The organism is Achromobacter sp. PD1 (assembly GCF_048541815.1).
GTDB lineage: Bacteria > Pseudomonadota > Gammaproteobacteria > Burkholderiales > Burkholderiaceae_B > Achromobacter > Achromobacter bronchisepticus_A.
On sequence record NZ_CP183349.1, the window covers coordinates 5,563,100 to 5,580,459 of the forward strand.

Genomic DNA, 17,360 nt, shown 5'->3' on the forward strand with positions numbered 1-17,360 from the left:
CGGCACTGGCGTTGGAATGACGATTGTTGGCCGACCGACCTGCTTCAGCGCCCTGCGTACCAAAATTCCCCCCAGCGCGCAGCGTCATCACCAGACGCAAGACACCGCGTAAGCCCCAAAAGGCCGCCCGCGCGGCCGGCCTGGGGCGGGCCCCGCAAGACACGCCAACTTCCCACCGCCCGTGGCCAGAGCGCCAATCACGCCGGCCGTCCCCGCGCCCCGCAGGCCGCCGACGCGACAGGCGTCTTAAGAACCAAGCCCGCGCCCGCATCAAGACCCACAGAACCTCCACAGCCCTATAAACTCCCCCCCGAAAGCAACAAAAGACACGGAGGCAACACATGCGCATTTTGCTGGTCGAGGACAATCTCGATCTCGGCGATGCCGTGGAAAGCAAGCTGCGTTTTGCCGGCCATAGCGTGCAATGGGTGCGCGACGGCGTGGCGGCGCTGCGTTGGGGCCTGGACGAGACCTGGGATGCCCTGGTGCTGGACATCAATCTGCCCGGCAAAGATGGTTTCACCGTCATCCGCGAACTGCGCGCCGCCGGGCTGGAAGCCCCCGTGCTGGTCATGACCGCGCGCGCCGAAATCGAAGACAAGATCGACATGCTGGACCTGGGCGCCGACGACTATCTGGTCAAGCCCTTCGATCTGCGCGAACTCGAAGCCCGGCTGCGCGCGCTGATGCGCCGCCCCGCTGGCCAGACCAGCAGCGTCACCGTCTACGGCAACCTCAGCCTGGACCTTGCCAACCGCAATGTCAGCGTGGCCGGCGCGCCGCTGGAGCTGGGGCGGCGTGAATTCCGGCTGCTGGAGATCCTGCTAGGCAAGCTGGGCCAGACCGTCGCCAAGGAACGCCTGATGAACCAGCTCTTCGACCTGGACGACGGCACCCTCAATGCGCTGGAGCTGCTGATATCGCGGCTGCGCAAGAAGCTGACGGGCGCCTCGATCGATATCGTCACCGTGCGCGGCGTCGGCTATCAGGCCCGCAGCCATGAAGAACCCTGAGAACTTTTCCATCCGCCGCCGCGTCTTGGCGCTGGGGGTGCTGCTGCTGGCCTGCGCGCTGATCGGGCTGGTGTTCTTCCTGCGCGGCTACGCGCAGCGCGCGGCGGAACAGGCTTTCGACCGGCTGCTGGCGGCCTCGGCGCTGACCATTGCCGGCTCGGTGCAGATCGAAGACAACAACGTCACCGTCGAACCGCCGGTGTCCTCGCTGGCCATGCTGTCCGGCGGCGAGCGGGTGTTCTACGAAGCCCGCACCTCGAACGGCCGCCTCATCACCGGCTACGACGACCTGGCGCCCGGCATGCCGCTGGCGCAGTCGGCCACGCCGGTGTTCGCCTATCTGCGCTATCACGACGAACCTGTCCGCGTCGCCACCGTGGGCCGGCTGGTGTCCGCCAGCCAACATGCCGGCTGGGTCACGGTGCGCGTGGCCGAGACGCTGGGGTCGCGCGAAGCGCTGGCCGACGAGATCCTGGGACGTACCGCGCTGCCGCTGGTGGTGGTGTCCCTGGTGGCGCTGGGCCTGCTGTGGTTCGGCGTGCAGCGGGCCTTCGCGCCGCTGGCCGTGGTGGAGCGCGAGTTGCGCAGCCGCGCGCCCGACGACCTGGCGCCGCTGGTGACGCCCGTGCCGCGCGAAGTGCGGCGGCTGGTCGAAGCGCTGAACGCCTTCATGCAGCGCCTGTCCGGCGTCATGGGTACGCTCAACACCCTGGTGGCGGACGCCGCCCACCAGGTCCGTACGCCGCTGGCCTCGCTGCGCGCTCAAGCCGAAGTCGCCCTGGAGGAAACCGATCAGCAAAGGCTGCACGCGCGCCTCGAACGCATCCATCTGAACGCCACCCATGCCAGCCAGTTGATCAACCAGCTGCTGATGGACGCCACCATCACGCACCGCCTGGGCAAGGGATCGCGCACGCTGGTGGGCGTGGCCGAGACCGTCAACGAAACGCGCCGCCGCATCGGTCCGCTGGAAACGCAGCGGCTGCGCATCGAGATCGCGCCCGAGGTCCGCCGCGCCCGCATCGCCGGCGACCGCGTCGCCTTGCGCGAGATGCTGCGCAACCTGGTGGACAACGCCCTGCGCTATGCGCCCGACGGCCCCGTGGACATCCAGGCCACGCCCGTGGCGGGCTTTCGCGTTGCGCTCACCGTGTCGGACCGCGGGCCGGGCGTGGCCGACGACGAAAAGGACGCCGTGCAGCAGCGTTTCACCCGCGGCCGCGCCGGCGAAACACAGCCTGGGTCGGGGCTGGGGCTGTCCATCGTGCGCTCGGTGGCTGCCGCCCACGGCGGTTCGCTCTGGCTGCAAGACCGTCCGGGCGGCGGCCTGACGGCGCGCGTGATCCTGCCGCTGGCGCGTTCCGCGCCGGGACGCGCGGCAGCCGCCTGCCTGGGCGCGTTGTGCATGGCGGGCCTGCTGCTGGCCTCGGCCCCCGCCGAGGTACGCGCCGCCGACATCGCGGCAATCGTCACCCGCTACCCCGCGCCGCAGCCCACGTCCCGCGTCCTGACCATTGCCGGCCCCACGGATACGCCGGTGGTCGCGCCGCTGATCCAGGGCTTCCAGTCGCAACGGCCGGACGTCACCGTGGTGTACCGCGAGATGGGCAGCCGCGAACTCTACGAAGCCGCCATCGCCGGGCAGTTGAAGGATGTCGACGTGCTGATGAGCTCGGCCTCGGACCTGCAGATCCGGCTGGCCAACGACGGCTATGCGATGAGCTATTCCTCGCCCTATGCCGCCAAGCTGCCCTCCTGGGCCATCTGGCGCCACGAGGTCTACGGTTTCACCTTCGAGCCGGCCGTCATCGTCTACAACCCCAAGCGCTATACCGAAGCCACCGTGCCGCGCTCGCGCCAGGACCTGCTGCGCCTGCTGGAACGCGACGCCGCGAAGCTGCGCGGCCGCATCGGCACCTATGACATCGCGACCAGCAGCGTGGGCTATCTGCTGGCCGAACAGGACGAGCTGGTGTCGTCGAACTTCTGGGGGCTGGCCAACGCCATGGGCCAGGCTGGCGTGCGCCTGTCGGCCACCAGCGCCGAGATTCTGGACGCCATCGAGAGCGACCAGATCGACATCGGCTACAACATCCTCGGCTCCTACGCGCTGTCGCGACAGGCGGCGGGCGCGCCCATCGGCGTGGTCTTTCCACAGGACTATGTGCTGGTGCTGGCGCGCTCGGTGCTGATCGCGCGCACCGCGCCCAGCCCGGAACTGGGCCGCGCGCTGGTGGACTGGCTGCTGTCTCCGGCCGGCCAGCAGGTGGCGTCCAGCCATGCCGCGCTGGGTTCCATCATGGAGGACACCCCCGGGCGCTGGACCTCCGAAGCGGTGCTGGCGCGCTCCCAGGGCATCGTGCAGCCAGTGGTGCTGAGCCCGGCCCTGCTGGTCGGCCTGGACCAGCGCCGCCATTCGCGCTTCGTGCAGAACTGGATCCGGCTGGTGACCGACACGCCCGCGCGGCCGTAACGTTTTTGGGCGCGCCGCGCCCACCCCGCCCAGGGATTTCCCCTAGTCGCGTCCTGCCGCCATGACAGGACGACGACAGACGCCGGCTCCTAAGATGCCCGCAAGCTGGACACGGATCCCGCTCCAACCACAAGACTCATCGGAGACACACCCATGCTTGCCAAGTCCCAACTGGCGGCCGCCTGCGCCGCTGCATTCGCCCTTGCCGCCGGCAGCGCCTTTGCGCAGCAAGTGCCGGCCGGCTATCCGGCCGACTACCAGAAGATCCTGGACGGCGCCAAGAAGGAAGGCAAGGTCGTCATCTATTCGACCACCGACACCAAGGCCGCCGGCCCCGTCATCAAGGGCTTCGAAGCGCTGTACCCGGGCATCAAGGTCGAATACAACGACATGAACAGCACCGAACTCTACAACCGCTACATCAGCGAGCAGGCGGCCGGCGGCACCAGCGGCGACGTCGTCTGGAGCTCGTCGATGGACTCGGCCCTGAAGCTGGCCAGCGACTACGCCCTGCAATACAAGTCGCCGGAAGTCGGCAAGCTGCCGGCCTGGGCGGTGTGGAAGGATTCCGCCTACGGCACCACCTATGAACCGGCCGTGTTCATCTACAACAAGCGCCTGATCCCCGCCGCCGAGGTGCCCACCACGCACGGCGCCCTGGCCAAGCTGATCGCCAGCCAGCCGGACAAGTTCAAGAACAAGGTCACCACCTACGACATCGAGAAGTCGGCCGTGGGCTTCATGCTGGCGGTGCAGGACAAGGTCAACGACCCCAAGTACTTCGAGACGCTCAAGGGCATCGCCGCAGGCGGCCTGATCGTGCAATCGTCCACCGGCACCATGATGGAACGCGTGTCCTCCGGCGAAAACCTGATCGGCTACAACATCCTGGGTTCCTACGCCGAAACGCGCGCCAAGAGCGACCCGTCGCTGGGCGTGGCCTACCCGACCGACTACGCGCTGGTTCTGTCGCGCGTGGCCTTCATCAGCAAGAAGGCCAAGAACCGCAATGCCGCCAAGCTGTGGATGGACTACCTGCTGTCGCAGAAGGGCCAGACCATCCTGGCGAACCAGGCCGACCTGGCCTCCGTGCGCGACGACATCGAAGGCGACAACGACGTCGACGGCATGACCAAGAAGCTGGGCGCCTCGCTCAAGCCGATCCCGGTCAATGAAACGCTGCTGGACTACCTGGAGCAGAACAAGCGCCTGCAGTTCATCAAGGACTGGCGCGCCGCGGCAGGCAAGTAATGCCGCGCAGCCCGGAGCCACGGTTCCGGGCCGCCTCGCGCGCAGAGGACGGCGGCGCGCCGCCGTCCGCCTGACCGCCGCCGGGGCGGTCGCCCCCGACCCGGCCGCGCGACCTCCGCGCCATTCAAGAACACAGGATTCCCCATGCAGTCATTGCGCTCGAAATGGCAGTCCCTGCCCCGCGGCGTGGTGGTGCTGATCACGGCTTTGGCCATTTATGTGCCGCTGTCGTTCATCATCATCCAGAGCTTTCTGTCCGCGCCCTTTTTCTCGCCGTCCAAGGTCTTCAGCCTGGACGCGTTCCGCTTCATCTTTGCGGATCCCGATTTCTACAAGGCCCTGAAAAGCGGCTTCATCCTGGCCTTCGGCCTGGCCGTCATCGCCATCCCGCTGGGCGGCATGCTGGCCTTCCTGATGATACGCACGGACCTGCCCGGCCGCCGCTGGATCGAGCCGCTGATCCTGGTGCCGGTGTTCGTGTCGCCCATGGTGCTGGGCTTCGGCTACGTTGTGGCGGCGGGTCCGGTCGGCTTTTTCTCGACCTGGGCGCAAAACATCCTGGGCTTCGTGCCCTGGAACGTCTATTCGCTGACCAGCATCGTCATCATCGCCGGCCTGACCCACGTGCCGCACGCCTACCTGTACATCTCGTCGGCGCTGCGCAGCATGGGTTCCGACGTCGAGGAAGCCGCGCGCGTGTCCGGCGCCTCGCCGCTGCGCGTGATGGTGTCGGTCAGCCTGCCCATGGTGCGTCCGGCCATGCTGTACGCCACCGTGCTGCTGTTCTTCCTGGGCCTGGAAGTATTCGGCCTGGTGCTGGTGCTGGGCGATCCGGAAGGCAACCTGGTGCTGGCGACGTATCTGTACAAGCTCACCAACAAGCTGGGTATCCCGTCCTATCACCTGATGGCCGCCGTGGCGGTGGTGCTGATCTGCATGACGATTCCGCTGGTGATGCTGCAGCGCCGCCTGATGCGCACCGCCAACCGCTTCGTCACGGTCAAGGGCAAGGCCTCGCGCGCCCGCGCCCTGCCGCTGGGCAAGTGGCGCTGGGTGGCCGGCGGGGTGGTGGCGTTCTGGCTGCTGGTGACCATCGTGGTGCCGCTGTTGGGCGTGCTGCTGCGTGCGTTCGTGTCCAACTGGGGCATGGGTGTGTCGCTGCTGGACGTGCTGTCGCTGGACGCGTTCCGCACCGTGTTCTCGCAGCCCAACCTGATGCGCGCCATCGTCAACTCGGTGGCCATCGGCGTGTTCGGCGGCGCGCTGGCCGTGTTCTGCTACATGTTCGTGGGCCTGGCCATGCACCGCAAGCCGGACAACGTCACCCGCTTCATGGACTACAGCGTGCTGGTGCCGCGCGCGGTGCCGGGCCTCCTGGCCGGCCTGGCGTTCCTGTGGGTGTTCCTGTTCGTGCCGATGTGGCTGGACAACGCCCTGGACGAAGGCGGCTGGCTGTCGGCCCTGCCCTTCGCGGAATGGCTGCGCGAGAACTTCATCGAATGGCTGCGCGCCATGCGCAGCACCATCTTCAGCGTGTGGCTGGCCTACACGGTGGTGTGGATGGCCTATGGCCTGCGGCTGATTTCCTCGACCTTGCTGCAAGTAGGTCCGGAACTGGAAGAAGCCGCCCGCAGCGCCGGCGCGCGCCGCGGCCAGGTCACCCGCCACGTCACGGTGCCGCTGGCCAAGTACGGCCTGATCGGTTCCTGGCTGCTGATGTTCCTGATCTTCGAGCGCGAGTACTCCACCGGCGTCTATCTGCTGTCGCCCGGCACCGAAACCATCGGCTCCATGCTGGTGTCGCTGTGGGCCTCGGGCGCCATCGACATCGTGGCCGCGCTTTCCTTCATCAATATCGTTCTGGTCGTGATCGGCCTGGGCGTCGCCCTGCGATTCGGAGTCAAACTTCATGATTGAGCTTTCTGTAGAAGACCTGCACCTGGATTACGGCGACAACCCGGTGCTCAAGGGCGTGTCGATGCAGCTGCGCCAAGGCGAAGTGGTGTCGCTGCTGGGTCCCTCGGGCAGCGGCAAGACCACGCTGCTGCGCGCCGTGGCCGGCCTGGAAGGTCCCAAGCGCGGCCGCATCACCATCGGCGAACGCGTCGTCTACGACGGCGCGGCGAAGAAGGAGATCCCGGCCGAGGAGCGCAACCTGGGCCTGGTGTTCCAGTCCTACGCGCTGTGGCCACACAAGACCGTGTTCGAGAACGTGGCCTACCCGCTCAAGCTGCGCAAGGTGCCCGGCGCCGAGGTGCGCGAACGCGTGCAGGCCGTGCTGGACCAGCTGGGCCTGGGCAAGCTGGGCCAGCGCCATCCGCACGCCCTGTCCGGCGGCCAGCAGCAGCGCGTGGCCATCGGCCGGGCGCTGGTGTACAGCCCGCCGGTCATCCTGCTGGACGAACCGCTGTCCAACCTGGACGCCAAGCTGCGCGAGGAGGCCCGCGCCTTCCTGCGCGAGCTGATCATCCGGCTGGGCCTGTCGGCCTTGATGGTGACGCATGACCAGAGCGAAGCCATGGCGATTTCGGACCGCATCCTGCTGCTGAACAACGGCAAGATCGAACAACAGGGCACGCCGCAGGAGATGTACGGTTCCCCGTCCACCCTGTTCACCGCCGAATTCATGGGCAGCAACAACCGGCTGGACGGCAAGGTCACCGAGGTTCGCGACGGCCAGGCCCGCATCGAAGGGCGCGGCTGGTCGCTGTGGGGCAAGGCCAGCCCGGGGGTGGCCCAGGGCCAGGACGGCACCGCCGTCATCCGGGTGGAGCAAGTGCGGCTGGCGGACGACCCCGACGGCAACCACGTGGACATGCCGCTGCTGACCAGCATGTATCTGGGCGACCGCTGGGAGTACCTGTTCCGCACCCCCGACGCCGACCCGGCCCATACCCTGGCCCTGCGCGCCTATGGCCCCGAAGGCCGCGAGCCCGGCCCCTGCCGGCTGTCGCTGCCGGCCAGCAAGGTCTGGGTCTTCCCCCGCACGGCCGCCTGAAGCGCCGTCCGGATTCCGCCCCGGGGGCTATTGCAGACCCGGGGCCAGGGCTTACGCACGTCAGGCCTAGGCTTTCCGTGTGAACCGCCACGGGCGCCCGGCGGACCTGGACTCGCTCTACAATGCGCAGGTGCAACGCCTCGCTGATTCCCCCTCCTCGCTGAGCCGTTACCTGCGGTGGCTGGGCGCACCCGCCCAGCATTACCTGCGCATCGGCATCGCGATATCGCTGTTGGTGCACGCCGGCGCCCTGGCGTGGCGCTTCGGCGCGCCCGCGCTCTCGCGCCCGCCAGTCACCAGCCTGGAGGTCGTGCTGCTCAATGCCCGCAGCGAAACGCCGCCGGAAACGCCGCGCGCGCAGGCCCAGAACCAGATGACTGGCGGCGGCAATGCCGAGCGCGGCATGTCCACCACCCCGCTGCCCCGCACCGGCGAATCGGCCGAAACCATCGTGCTGGAGGCCATGCGGCGCCGCCAGGTGCAATTGGAAGCCGAACAGACCCGCCTGATGACCCAGCTGCGCGCCGCCGACAAGGCAGGCGCCGAGCGCCAGGCCGTCAACCCCTGGCCCGACGGCGCCGACCTCGGCCGCGACGCCGAGGACCAGGCCAGCGTCATCCAGAGCGCCCAGGTGGCCGCGCTGGCGGCGCGGGTCCAGCAATACAGCGCCGAACCGCGCAAGCAATTCGTGGCGCCTTCCGCCGAGGCCTCGCGCTACGCCGCCTACCTGGACGCCTGGCGCACCCGCATCGAAACGGTCGGCACCCAGCATTACCCGGACGAGGCCCGCGGCCGCATCTACGGATCCCTGCGCATCACGGTGTCGGTGCGCGCCGACGGCAGCATCGCCAATGTCGAGATCGACCAGCCCTCGCCGCATGCCGTGCTGAACCAGGCGGCCCGCCGCATCGTCCAGCTGGCCGCTCCCTTCCCGCCGTTCCCGCCCGATATCGCGCGCGACACGGACGTGCTGGTCATCACCCGCACCTGGCATTTCGTCAACGACACCCTGGAAACACAAGCCCCATGACCGAGGCGCCCCCTCTCGCCAGATACGCCGTCATCGGCAACCCCATCGCGCACAGCCGCTCACCCCAGATCCACGCCATGTTTGCCGAGCAGACCGGCAAGCCGCTGCGCTACGAGCGCCTGCTGGCCCCGGTGGACGGCTTTGCCGAGGCGGTCGCCGCCTTCGTCGCCGAGGGCGGGCTGGGCCTGAACGTAACGGTGCCCTTCAAGCTGGACGCCTACACCCTGGCCGCCGGCCGCCTGTCCAGCCGCGCCCGCCTGGCCGGCGCGGTCAACACCCTGTCCTGGCGCGACGGCGCCTGGCATGGCTGCAATACCGACGGCGTGGGCCTGGTGTCGGACCTGTTGCGCCTGGGCGTGCGCCTCACCGGGGCGTCCGTGCTGCTGGTCGGCGCGGGCGGCGCAGCGCGCGGCGTGCTGCAGCCGCTGGCCGAGGCCGGCTGCGCCCGCATCCACATCGTCAACCGCACCGCATCCAAGGCGGAAGAACTGGCTGCCTCCTGGCACGAGAGCGGCGTGTCGCCGCAGACGGCTGTCACGGGCGGCAGCCTGGCGGACGCCGCCCTGGCCGGCGGCTGGAACCTGGTCATCAACGCCACCGCCAGCGGCCTGCAGAACGCCGCCCCGGACCTGCCCCCGGGCCTCTACGCGCCCGGCGCCGCCGCCTACGACATGATGTACGGCGCCCAGCCCACCGCCTTCATGCAGCAGGCCCAAGCCGACGGCGCCGCCCTCACGGCCGACGGCCTGGGCATGCTGGTGGGCCAGGCGGCCGAAAGCTTCTACATCTGGCATGGCGTGCGTCCCGACCCCGCCCCGGTGCTGGCCGCGCTGCGCGAGGCCCTCAAGGCCGGGCAATAGACCGCATGGCGACGCGCAAGGGCCGCTCCTGGTTCCGGATCATCAGTGGCGCGCTGATGGCGCTGGTGTGCCTGGTGCTGCTCTACCAGTTCTGGCTGTTCGCCCAGGTGGTTTGGTACAACTATCGCCCCCCGGGCAGCAGCGCGATCATGCGCGAGGAACGCTCCCGCCTGAGCGACGGCAACCCCGATTTCGAGCTGAAGTACGAATGGGTGCCCTACGACAAGATCAACCGCAACCTCAAACGCGCGGTGGTGGCGTCCGAGGACTCCAACTTCACCGAGCACGACGGCGTCGAGTGGGACGCCATCCGCAAGGCCTGGGAATACAACCAGAAGCAGCAGGAAGCCGGCCGCAGCAAGATGCGCGGCGGCTCCACCATCACCCAGCAGCTGGCCAAGAACCTGTTTCTGTCCAGTTCCCGCAGCTATATCCGCAAGGGCCAGGAACTCGTCCTGACCTACATGATCGAACACGTCATGAGCAAGGAGCGGATTCTGGAGCTGTATCTGAACGTGGCCGAATGGGGCGAAGGCGTATTCGGCGCCCAGGCTGCCGCCAAGCACTATTTCAATACTTCCGCCGCCAACCTCGGGGCCAGCCAGTCGGCCCGGCTGGCGGCCATGCTGCCCAACCCGCGCTTCTATGACGCCCACCGCAATACCCGGTACCTGAACTCCCGGGTCGGCGTCCTGACGCGGCGAATGCAGATGGTCGACATTCCCTGACACGGATCCGGCGCTCCGGCCCCCACCCTCGGCGGCGGGATTTGTTAAGCTTTCGGGTTTAGGCGTTCCTCCATTTCTTCATGCGTACCGCACGTCGCTACCTGGCCCGCGAGATCTATCGCTCTTGCGCAGTGGTCCTCATGGCCCTGCTGGGCCTTTTCACGTTCTTCGCGCTGGTGGACGATCTGGACAACGTCGGCGACAAGTTCTCCATGATGGCCCTGCTGTACATGCAGGCGCTGGCGATCCCGACCCGTCTCTACGACCTGCTTCCCATCGGCCTGCTGATCGGCGCCATTCTGGCGCTGGCGGGCCTGGCCCAGCGCAACGAGCTGGTCATCCTGCGGGTATCCGGCGTCAGCGGCATGAAGCTGCTGCGCATGCTCTGGATCGTCACGATTCCGCTGATGATAGGCGCGGCCCTGCTGTCCGAGTACGTCACGCCCTGGGCCGAAATCAAATCCGGCGAGGCCAACCTGCTGTTCCGCGGCAAGGCCGGCGGCGACCGCCTCAAGAGCGGCTACTGGTTCAAGGAACCCACCGCCGACGGCGGCACCCGCATCATCAACATCGGCGAACTCAAGGGCGACGGCCAGGTCAGCTCCGTCATCCTCTACGAGTTCAAGAAAGACCTGACGCTGTCCGCCCTGTCCACCGCGCCGACCGGCCTGTTCACCCGCGGCGATCTGCTGCTCAAGGACGTCACCGAAACCCGGCTGGACGACGAAGCCGCAGACGCGCTGGCCAACGCGCGTCCGCCCAAGCACCCGCCCGCCACCGTGGTCAAGGTCCCCGAGCGCAATATCGACACCACCCTCAGCGCCGAACGCCTGCTGGCCCGCGTGCTGACGCCTGAACGCATGTCCATCGCCACGCTGCTGGACTATGTGGATTATTTGCGCAACAACCAGCTGCAATATGGTCGACAGGTCGTCGCCTTGTGGCGCAAACTGGCGTATCCGTTCACCCTGCTGGTCATGATCACCATTGCCGCTCCGATCGGCCTGATGCAAACGCGCCGCGGCGGCGTAGGCGCCAAGGTCTTCATCGGCATCCTGCTCGGCGTGGGCTTCTTCATGCTGAACCAGCTGGCCCTGAACGTGGGCATGCTGGGCAAATGGCCAGCCTGGCTGACCGCCCTGGGTCCGAACATCGGCGCCATGATCGTGGCGTTGGGCGCCATGAGCTACATGGAGTACCGCCACACCATCACGCGGATCGTGCAACAACGTTGGCCTTGGAGCAAAAGTCCCGCATGAACGGCAGTATCTGGATGATCGGCGACGTGCAGGGCTGCTGCTCGCCGCTGGATCGCTTGCTGTCCCATCCCGAACTGGTCGGCGACCCCCAGTCGCGCTTCTGGTTCGCCGGAGATCTGGTCAACCGCGGCCCCGAGTCGCTGGAAACCCTGCGCCGCATCATCGACCTGGGCGACCGCGCGACCTCGGTGCTGGGCAACCATGACCTGCACCTGCTGGCCACGGCCGCGGGGGTGCGCAAGCCGTCCAAATCGGACACCCTCGAGGGCATCCTGCGCGCGCCGGACGCGGCCGACCTGATCAATTGGCTGCGCTTTCGCCCGCTGGCCCACTTCGAACAGAACCACCTGCTGGTGCACGCCGGCACGCTGGCCAAATGGGACGTGGCCAAGACGCTGGCGCTGGCTGGCGAAGTCCAGGACGCCCTGCGCGGACCGAACTGGCAGAAGGCGCTGCAAAAGATGTATGGCAACGAGCCTGCCACGTGGAAAGAAGACCACAAGGGCGGCAAGCGCATGCGGGTCATCATCAACGCGCTGACGCGCATCCGCCTGTGCACGCCCAACGGTCACATGGAATTCGCCACCAAGGTGACGCCGGGCGCCTGGCCTACCGGCCTGGTGCCCTGGTTCGACGTGCCCAACCGCGCCACGCGGAATGTCACGACGGTGTTCGGCCATTGGTCGACGCTGGGCCTATTGCAACGGCCGGATGTGATCTGCCTGGATACGGGGTGCGTTTGGGGCGGGTCGCTGACGGCTTTGCGATTGCAGGATCGGAGGCTGGTGCAGGTCAAGTGTTCGCAGTTTCAGGATCCGTTGTCTGAGTAGGTTTGAGGCTTTCTCGGTCGCACTGGATGCTTCCGTAGGCGGTTCTCAGTCGCACTGAATGCTTCGTAGGCCGTTCCCAGTCACACGGGATGCTTCGTAGGCCGCCCGTCGGCACGGGCGCCTGAGTGGCGGGCGCCCACGATCGCGGTCCGGAGCCTTCGCTCCGGACTTCCCCTTCGTCATCTTCGTCCAGGCCTGCGGCCTTCCCTTCAGATTCCCTCGGGCGCATCGAGGTTGCCCGCCACTCAGGCGCCCGCACCGACGGGCTACTTGAATCTTGGCTTGGTGCACCGCTGGAGCCGTGGTCGGGGACGAATCCTGAGCTGCCCGCCATTCTCGGCCGCGCGGGCGGCCGAGAATGACATACGTGATTCCTTGAATTTCAATTGTGTTCGCTTGCGCGAATGCGGTGAGCCGTTGACTAGTGGTCGCCAGCTCGTGGGGGATGGGCGGTGATGGGTGGCGCGCGATGGCGAACTGCTTGCGCATGCTGACCGTCACGCGCGCCACCCATCCGGCACTGGGGTTGAAATGACGATTGTTGGCCGACCGACCTGCTTCGGCGCCCCACGTACCAAAATTCACCAACCACCAGCGCGCAGCGTCATCACCAGACGCAAGACACCGCGTAAGCCCCAAAAGGCCGCCCGCGCGGCCGGCCTGGGGCGGGCCCCGCAAGACACGCCCCCAACCACTGCTCTAGCGGCGCAACAAGCCAAGACGCACGTAGTCCGTCGGCGCGGGCGCCGATGCGGCGAGCAACCTCGATGCGCCCGACGGAATCCGAAGGAGTCGCCGAAGGCGAGGACGAGGATGAGGATGGGGCAGTCCGGAGCGAACGCTCCGGACCGCAATCGTGGGCGCTCGCCGCATCGGCGCCCGCGACGACGGACGACCTACGAAGCGCTCTAGCCTTAGCTACAGCACACTCAAAATCGCATCCCGGGCCTGATGCGAAAGCTCCAGCCGCGTAGGCAGGCTCCCGTCCGGGTGTCGCGCCGCCAACGGCGGCAGGAACACCACTTCGACGGCCAAGCCCGTCACGCCCAGCACCCGCCAGAGATTCGCGACCAAGGACTCCTCTCCCACGAACGCCGCATAGCCGCTGCGCTTGCCGTGCTGCAGGAAGCGCAAGGCCACCGGCTGGATCTCGACGGCGGCCGAACGTGCCGGTTCGAACAGGCTGGCATGGAAGGGCAATAGCTCGAAGCCCTCGCTGGTCGTGCCTTCGGGAAACAATCCCACCGCATCGCCCTGCTTGAAGCGGGCATGCATGGATTCACCCATGGCGTGCACCGCATGCCGCTGGCCGCGTTCGATGAAGAGCGTGCCGGCGCCGGCCACCAGCCAACCGATGATCGGCCAGCTGCGGATTTCGCTCTTGGCGACGAAGGAGGTGGCGCGCGCCGAATTCAACACGAAGATGTCGATCCAGGACACGTGATTGGCCACCAGCAGCACCGGACCGGTCAGGCGCGGCTCGCCCTTGAGGACAACCCGCAGGCCACAGAAGGCCATCAGGCAGCGCGACCAGCGGCGATTCAGCCAGGCCCGTGCTTTGGGGCCGATCAGGGGATACACCAGGCCCACGCACAAGAGGCCGAAGAGAATCCAGGGCACCACGAGGAACAGCCTAAGAACAAAGCGCAGCAGCTTCAAACCGGAGTCTCCCAGGCCAGGCTGCCACCTACCACGGTGGCGCGGACGCGGCCGGGCAGCATCATACCCGCGAACGGGGTATGGCCGCTGCGGCTTTGCAGCGCGCCGGGCATCACCAGCCATTCGGCTTCCAGGTCGGCCAGGCACAGGTCTGCTGGCGCTCCCACGCCCAGATGGCCCGCGGCTGCGGCCAGTGGCGCAACGCTGGCCAGCACCGCGGCGGGGCCGCAAGTGACGCGCGCCAGCGCTTCGGCCAGGGGCCGGCGGTGATCGCGCGCCCACTTCAGGGCCAGGGACAGCAGCAGCTCCAGCCCGGTAGCGCCGGGCTCGGCCAACGGGAACGGCACGGCTTTGGCGGCGTCGTCGATCGGATTGTGATCGGAGCACAGCGCATCGATCGTGCCGTCGGCCAATGCGGCCAGGATCGCGTCGCGGTCGCGCTGGCCGCGCAGCGGCGGGTTCAGGCGGAAGTCCGTGTTGAAGAAGCCGATGTCGACGTCGGTCAGGTGCAGGTTGTGGACGGACACATCGGCCGTGACCGGCAAGCCCTCGCGCCGGGCGGCGCGCAGCAGTTCCAGTCCGGCGGCCGAGGACAGTCGCGTCAGGTGCACGCGCGCGCCGGTGACGCGCTGCAATTCGAAAATGGTGTGCAGCGCCACGGTTTCCGCCTGCGGCGGCAGCCCTTCGAGGCCCAGGCGCTCGGCGTAGGCGCCGCTTGCAGCCACGGCGCCGCGCGCGAGCCACGGATCCTGCGGACGCAGCCACAGCGCCAGGCCCATGCCGCCGGCATAGCGCATCGCGCCCCACAGCACGCGCGTATCGGCGATGCCCTGCTCGCCCTGCGTATAGGCCAGGCAGCCGGCCTGCGCCAGCAGGCCCATCTCGGCCAGCGTTTCGCCGGCCAGTCCCACCGTCATCGCGCCCAACGGATGGACCCGGCATTGCCCGGCCTCGGCGTGGCGCATCAGGGCCTCGGCCTTGCCGGGCTCGTCCAGCGGCGCGCCGGGATCCGGCGGCAGCACCAGCCGGGTGACGCCGCCAGCAAGCGCCGCGCGCAGTTCGGCGGCGGCGAAGGCCGCCGCGCCCGGTTGCGTAACGCGCGCGGACAGATCGATCAGGCCCGGCAGCACCGCCAGCCCGCTTGCGTCCAGGGAGCGATCCGCTTGAAAACCGTCGGGCGCGCGGCCCACGGCGACGACGTGGCCGTCGGCGATGTAGAGATCGTGCCGTCCGTCCACCGCATTGGCGGGATCGATCAGCCGGCCATTGGCGATATGCAGCCTCACGATGCGTCTCCGGTCAGCAATTCCATGGCGGCCAGGCGCAAATGCTGTTCGATATCCGCCAGCCGCGCCTCGATGGGCGCCAGGCTGGCCGACACATCGCCGTCGACCTCGATGCCGGGCGTCAGCGCGCCCGCCGGCAGCAACAGGGCATCGGCGCGGGCCGCGGCCAGGGCCTCCGGCGTCAGGCCGTAGGCCTGCGCGTATTCGCGGGCGGAAGGCAGTTGCGCGCCGCTGATCCCTTCCACATGCAAGGGCAGCGCGATGACCACGTCCGCATCCTGCAAGCCTTCGCGCAGCGTGGCGCAGGCGCGCACGCCGAGCTGCGGCAGTCCGTCAGGCAACAGGGTGCGCGGCGCGGCGGCGCGGACTTCGGGCACGCCCAGCGTGGTCATGGCATGGATGACGGAACGCGCCACGCGCGAGTGGCGGATGTCGCCCACCAGCGTCACGGCCAGATTGGTCAGGTCCTGCCGCGCGTCGAGCATGGCTTGCACCAGCGCCAGCGCGGGCAAGGGATCGGCGTGGCTGCCGTCACCCGCGTTAAGGATGCGCAGGCCTGGCGCCGCGTGCGCGGCCGCGCAATGCGCCGCGCCGCTGGCGCCATGGCGCAGCACCAGCAGGCCCGGGGCCAAGCGCGCGACGGTTGCGGCCAGCGCGTCGCCGGCCTGCGGATCCAGGGCCACCGCAGACAGCGACAAGCGCTGCGCAGCGGCGGTGTAGGCGTCGCGGTCCCGCGCGGACTCGTCGGGCAGGCACAGGAATACCGGCATCGCGGGCGATGGGCAGGCCGGCGCCGCCCCCGCGGCATCGCCGCGCGCCGCCCAGGCGCGCGCCGCCCAGGCGCGCGCCGCGTCCAGCAGCCGTTCGACGTGCCGGCGGGGCAGCCCTTCGGTGGTCAACAGGTGTATCAGTTCGCCGCGGCGATCGAGTTGCGGATTGAGCATAGGCAGTCCGGACCGCGCGCCTCAGGACGCAGGCAGGGTGTCCAGGTATCGTTGCAGGATAACGGCAGCCGCCATCGCGTCGTCGGCGGCATGGGTGCCGAGCAGGCGCTGCGCCTCCATGCTGGAGCCGCGTTCGTCGACCAGTTCGACGGCCAGGCCGAAGCGGCCGTGCAGTTGGTTGGCGAAGCGGCGGCAGCGCGCGGTGGCGGGCTGTTCGCCGCCGTCGGCGTCCAGCGCCAGCCCCACCACGACGCGGTGGGGCTGCCACTCCTGCAGCAGCGCCGCGATGCGGCCGAAGCGCGCCTCGCGGACTTCGCTGAAGATGATTTCCAGCGGACGCGCCTGGCGCGTCAGCGTATTGCCGATGGCGATGCCGATCTTCTTCTCGCCAAAATCGAAGGCAAGCAGGGTCTCTTCAGGCATGTCCGGCATCGCCCGCCAGCATCACCGGATCGATGCCCAGCAGCTTCAGCGCGGCCGGATAGCGTTCCTCGGGGGGCACGTCGAAAATGATGTTGTCGTCGGCGCCCACGCTGAGCCAGGCGTTCTGCGCCATCTCGCTTTCGAGCTGGCCCGCACCCCAGCCGGCGTAGCCCAGCGTGACCAGCATGCGGGCCGGCCCCTTGCCGTCGGCCACGGCCTGCAGCACGTCGCGCGAGGTGGTCAGCGCCATGTCGCCCAGCTTGATGCTGGAGCTGTAGTCGCCGGCCGGCGCATGCAGCACGAAACCGCGGTCGGTCTGCACCGGACCGCCAAAGAAGACCAGGGTGTCCTTCACGGGACCGATTTCGAGCGTCAGGTCGATGCGCTCGAACAGGGTGCCCAGCGTCAGGTCGGTGGGCCGGTTGATGACCAGGCCCAGCGCGCCACGTTCGGTATGTTCGCAGACATAGATGACCGAACCCGCCAGGCTGCCTTCAACCATGCCGGGCATGGCGATCAGGAATTGGTTGGCGAAATTGGCTGCCTGCGTCGCGGCGTCTTCGTGATGTTTTTCCGTCATGGCAACCCCTACATGGGTAATCTGAA

15 protein-coding genes are annotated in these 17,360 nt (G+C 68.2%); 10 read left to right on the forward strand and 5 right to left on the reverse strand.

Going from position 1 to position 17,360, the window contains the following annotated elements:
• Positions 1-341 precede the first annotated feature (341 nt).
• The 10 genes from ACM1PE_RS26160 (at position 342) to ACM1PE_RS26205 (ending at position 12,442) form a co-directional block, all read left to right on the forward strand.
• Positions 342-1,013, forward strand: coding sequence for a response regulator transcription factor (locus ACM1PE_RS26160; RefSeq protein ID WP_059374017.1), 672 nt, complete (start codon positions 342-344; stop codon positions 1,011-1,013).
• Positions 1,000-3,486: an extracellular solute-binding protein gene (locus ACM1PE_RS26165; RefSeq protein ID WP_059374018.1), complete on the forward strand. Its 2,487-nt coding sequence runs from the start codon at positions 1,000-1,002 to the stop codon at positions 3,484-3,486. Before ACM1PE_RS26160 ends, ACM1PE_RS26165 begins: the two co-directional genes overlap by 14 nt.
• Before the next feature lie 153 nt (positions 3,487-3,639).
• Complete coding sequence (locus ACM1PE_RS26170) at positions 3,640-4,737, forward strand: ABC transporter substrate-binding protein (protein WP_059374019.1); 1,098 nt, start codon at positions 3,640-3,642, stop codon at positions 4,735-4,737.
• 144 nt (positions 4,738-4,881) lie between these two features.
• Entirely contained in the window at positions 4,882-6,654 is a 1,773-nt protein-coding gene (locus ACM1PE_RS26175) for an ABC transporter permease (protein WP_059374020.1), read from the forward strand.
• Positions 6,647-7,735, forward strand: coding sequence for an ABC transporter ATP-binding protein (locus tag ACM1PE_RS26180; protein ID WP_118935095.1), 1,089 nt, complete (start codon positions 6,647-6,649; stop codon positions 7,733-7,735). Before ACM1PE_RS26175 ends, ACM1PE_RS26180 begins: the two co-directional genes overlap by 8 nt.
• A gap of 130 nt (positions 7,736-7,865) precedes the next feature.
• Positions 7,866-8,765 (forward strand): TonB family protein, encoded by a 900-nt coding sequence (locus tag ACM1PE_RS26185; RefSeq protein ID WP_280016856.1) that lies wholly within the window; start codon positions 7,866-7,868, stop codon positions 8,763-8,765.
• Positions 8,762-9,625, forward strand: coding sequence for a shikimate dehydrogenase (gene aroE / locus ACM1PE_RS26190; RefSeq protein WP_059374022.1), 864 nt, complete (start codon positions 8,762-8,764; stop codon positions 9,623-9,625). Before ACM1PE_RS26185 ends, aroE begins: the two co-directional genes overlap by 4 nt.
• A 5-nt stretch (positions 9,626-9,630) precedes the next feature.
• Positions 9,631-10,353, forward strand: coding sequence for a monofunctional biosynthetic peptidoglycan transglycosylase (mtgA, locus tag ACM1PE_RS26195; RefSeq protein WP_054458994.1), 723 nt, complete (start codon positions 9,631-9,633; stop codon positions 10,351-10,353).
• An 80-nt stretch (positions 10,354-10,433) separates the two neighbouring features.
• The gene (lptG, locus tag ACM1PE_RS26200; RefSeq protein ID WP_118935093.1) at positions 10,434-11,612 is read left to right on the forward strand and encodes an LPS export ABC transporter permease LptG; all 1,179 of its coding nucleotides are present in this window, start codon (positions 10,434-10,436) and stop codon (positions 11,610-11,612) included.
• Positions 11,609-12,442, forward strand: a complete 834-nt coding sequence (locus tag ACM1PE_RS26205; RefSeq protein ID WP_059374024.1) for a symmetrical bis(5'-nucleosyl)-tetraphosphatase — start codon at positions 11,609-11,611, stop codon at positions 12,440-12,442. The genes lptG and ACM1PE_RS26205 overlap by 4 nt, the downstream gene beginning before the upstream one ends.
• Positions 12,443-13,360: 918 nt before the next feature.
• Here the strand turns inward: ACM1PE_RS26205 and ACM1PE_RS26210 are convergent.
• From ACM1PE_RS26210 to ACM1PE_RS26230, 5 genes are read right to left on the reverse strand one after another with little or no spacing between them, the layout of a single operon-like run.
• Positions 13,361-14,101: a lysophospholipid acyltransferase family protein gene (locus tag ACM1PE_RS26210; RefSeq protein WP_059377587.1), complete on the reverse strand. Its 741-nt coding sequence runs from the start codon at positions 14,099-14,101 to the stop codon at positions 13,361-13,363.
• A complete protein-coding gene (locus ACM1PE_RS26215) occupies positions 14,098-15,387 on the reverse strand; it encodes a dihydroorotase (RefSeq protein ID WP_419341449.1) in 1,290 nt (429 codons plus the stop codon). Before ACM1PE_RS26215 ends, ACM1PE_RS26210 begins: the two co-directional genes overlap by 4 nt.
• Positions 15,384-16,331, reverse strand: coding sequence for an aspartate carbamoyltransferase (locus tag ACM1PE_RS26220; protein ID WP_419341450.1), 948 nt, complete (start codon positions 16,329-16,331; stop codon positions 15,384-15,386). Before ACM1PE_RS26220 ends, ACM1PE_RS26215 begins: the two co-directional genes overlap by 4 nt.
• A gap of 21 nt (positions 16,332-16,352) precedes the next feature.
• Positions 16,353-16,754, reverse strand: coding sequence for a Holliday junction resolvase RuvX (ruvX, locus tag ACM1PE_RS26225; protein ID WP_059377673.1), 402 nt, complete (start codon positions 16,752-16,754; stop codon positions 16,353-16,355).
• A complete protein-coding gene (locus ACM1PE_RS26230) occupies positions 16,747-17,334 on the reverse strand; it encodes a YqgE/AlgH family protein (RefSeq protein ID WP_059377582.1) in 588 nt (195 codons plus the stop codon). Before ACM1PE_RS26230 ends, ruvX begins: the two co-directional genes overlap by 8 nt.
• Positions 17,335-17,360 lie beyond the last annotated feature (26 nt).

Coding starts and splice junctions, on each gene's coding strand:
- mtgA (WP_054458994.1), top strand. CDS start 9,631: ATGGCGACGCGCAAGGGCCGCTCCTGGTTCCGGATCATCAGTGGCGCG.
- ACM1PE_RS26165 (WP_059374018.1), top strand. CDS start 1,000: ATGAAGAACCCTGAGAACTTTTCCATCCGCCGCCGCGTCTTGGCGCTG.
- ACM1PE_RS26220 (WP_419341450.1), bottom strand. CDS start 16,331: ATGCTCAATCCGCAACTCGATCGCCGCGGCGAACTGATACACCTGTTG.
- ACM1PE_RS26180 (WP_118935095.1), top strand. CDS start 6,647: ATGATTGAGCTTTCTGTAGAAGACCTGCACCTGGATTACGGCGACAAC.
- ACM1PE_RS26170 (WP_059374019.1), top strand. CDS start 3,640: ATGCTTGCCAAGTCCCAACTGGCGGCCGCCTGCGCCGCTGCATTCGCC.
- ruvX (WP_059377673.1), bottom strand. CDS start 16,754: ATGCCTGAAGAGACCCTGCTTGCCTTCGATTTTGGCGAGAAGAAGATC.
- ACM1PE_RS26205 (WP_059374024.1), top strand. CDS start 11,609: ATGAACGGCAGTATCTGGATGATCGGCGACGTGCAGGGCTGCTGCTCG.
- ACM1PE_RS26175 (WP_059374020.1), top strand. CDS start 4,882: ATGCAGTCATTGCGCTCGAAATGGCAGTCCCTGCCCCGCGGCGTGGTG.
- lptG (WP_118935093.1), top strand. CDS start 10,434: ATGCGTACCGCACGTCGCTACCTGGCCCGCGAGATCTATCGCTCTTGC.
- aroE (WP_059374022.1), top strand. CDS start 8,762: ATGACCGAGGCGCCCCCTCTCGCCAGATACGCCGTCATCGGCAACCCC.
- ACM1PE_RS26230 (WP_059377582.1), bottom strand. CDS start 17,334: ATGACGGAAAAACATCACGAAGACGCCGCGACGCAGGCAGCCAATTTC.
- ACM1PE_RS26160 (WP_059374017.1), top strand. CDS start 342: ATGCGCATTTTGCTGGTCGAGGACAATCTCGATCTCGGCGATGCCGTG.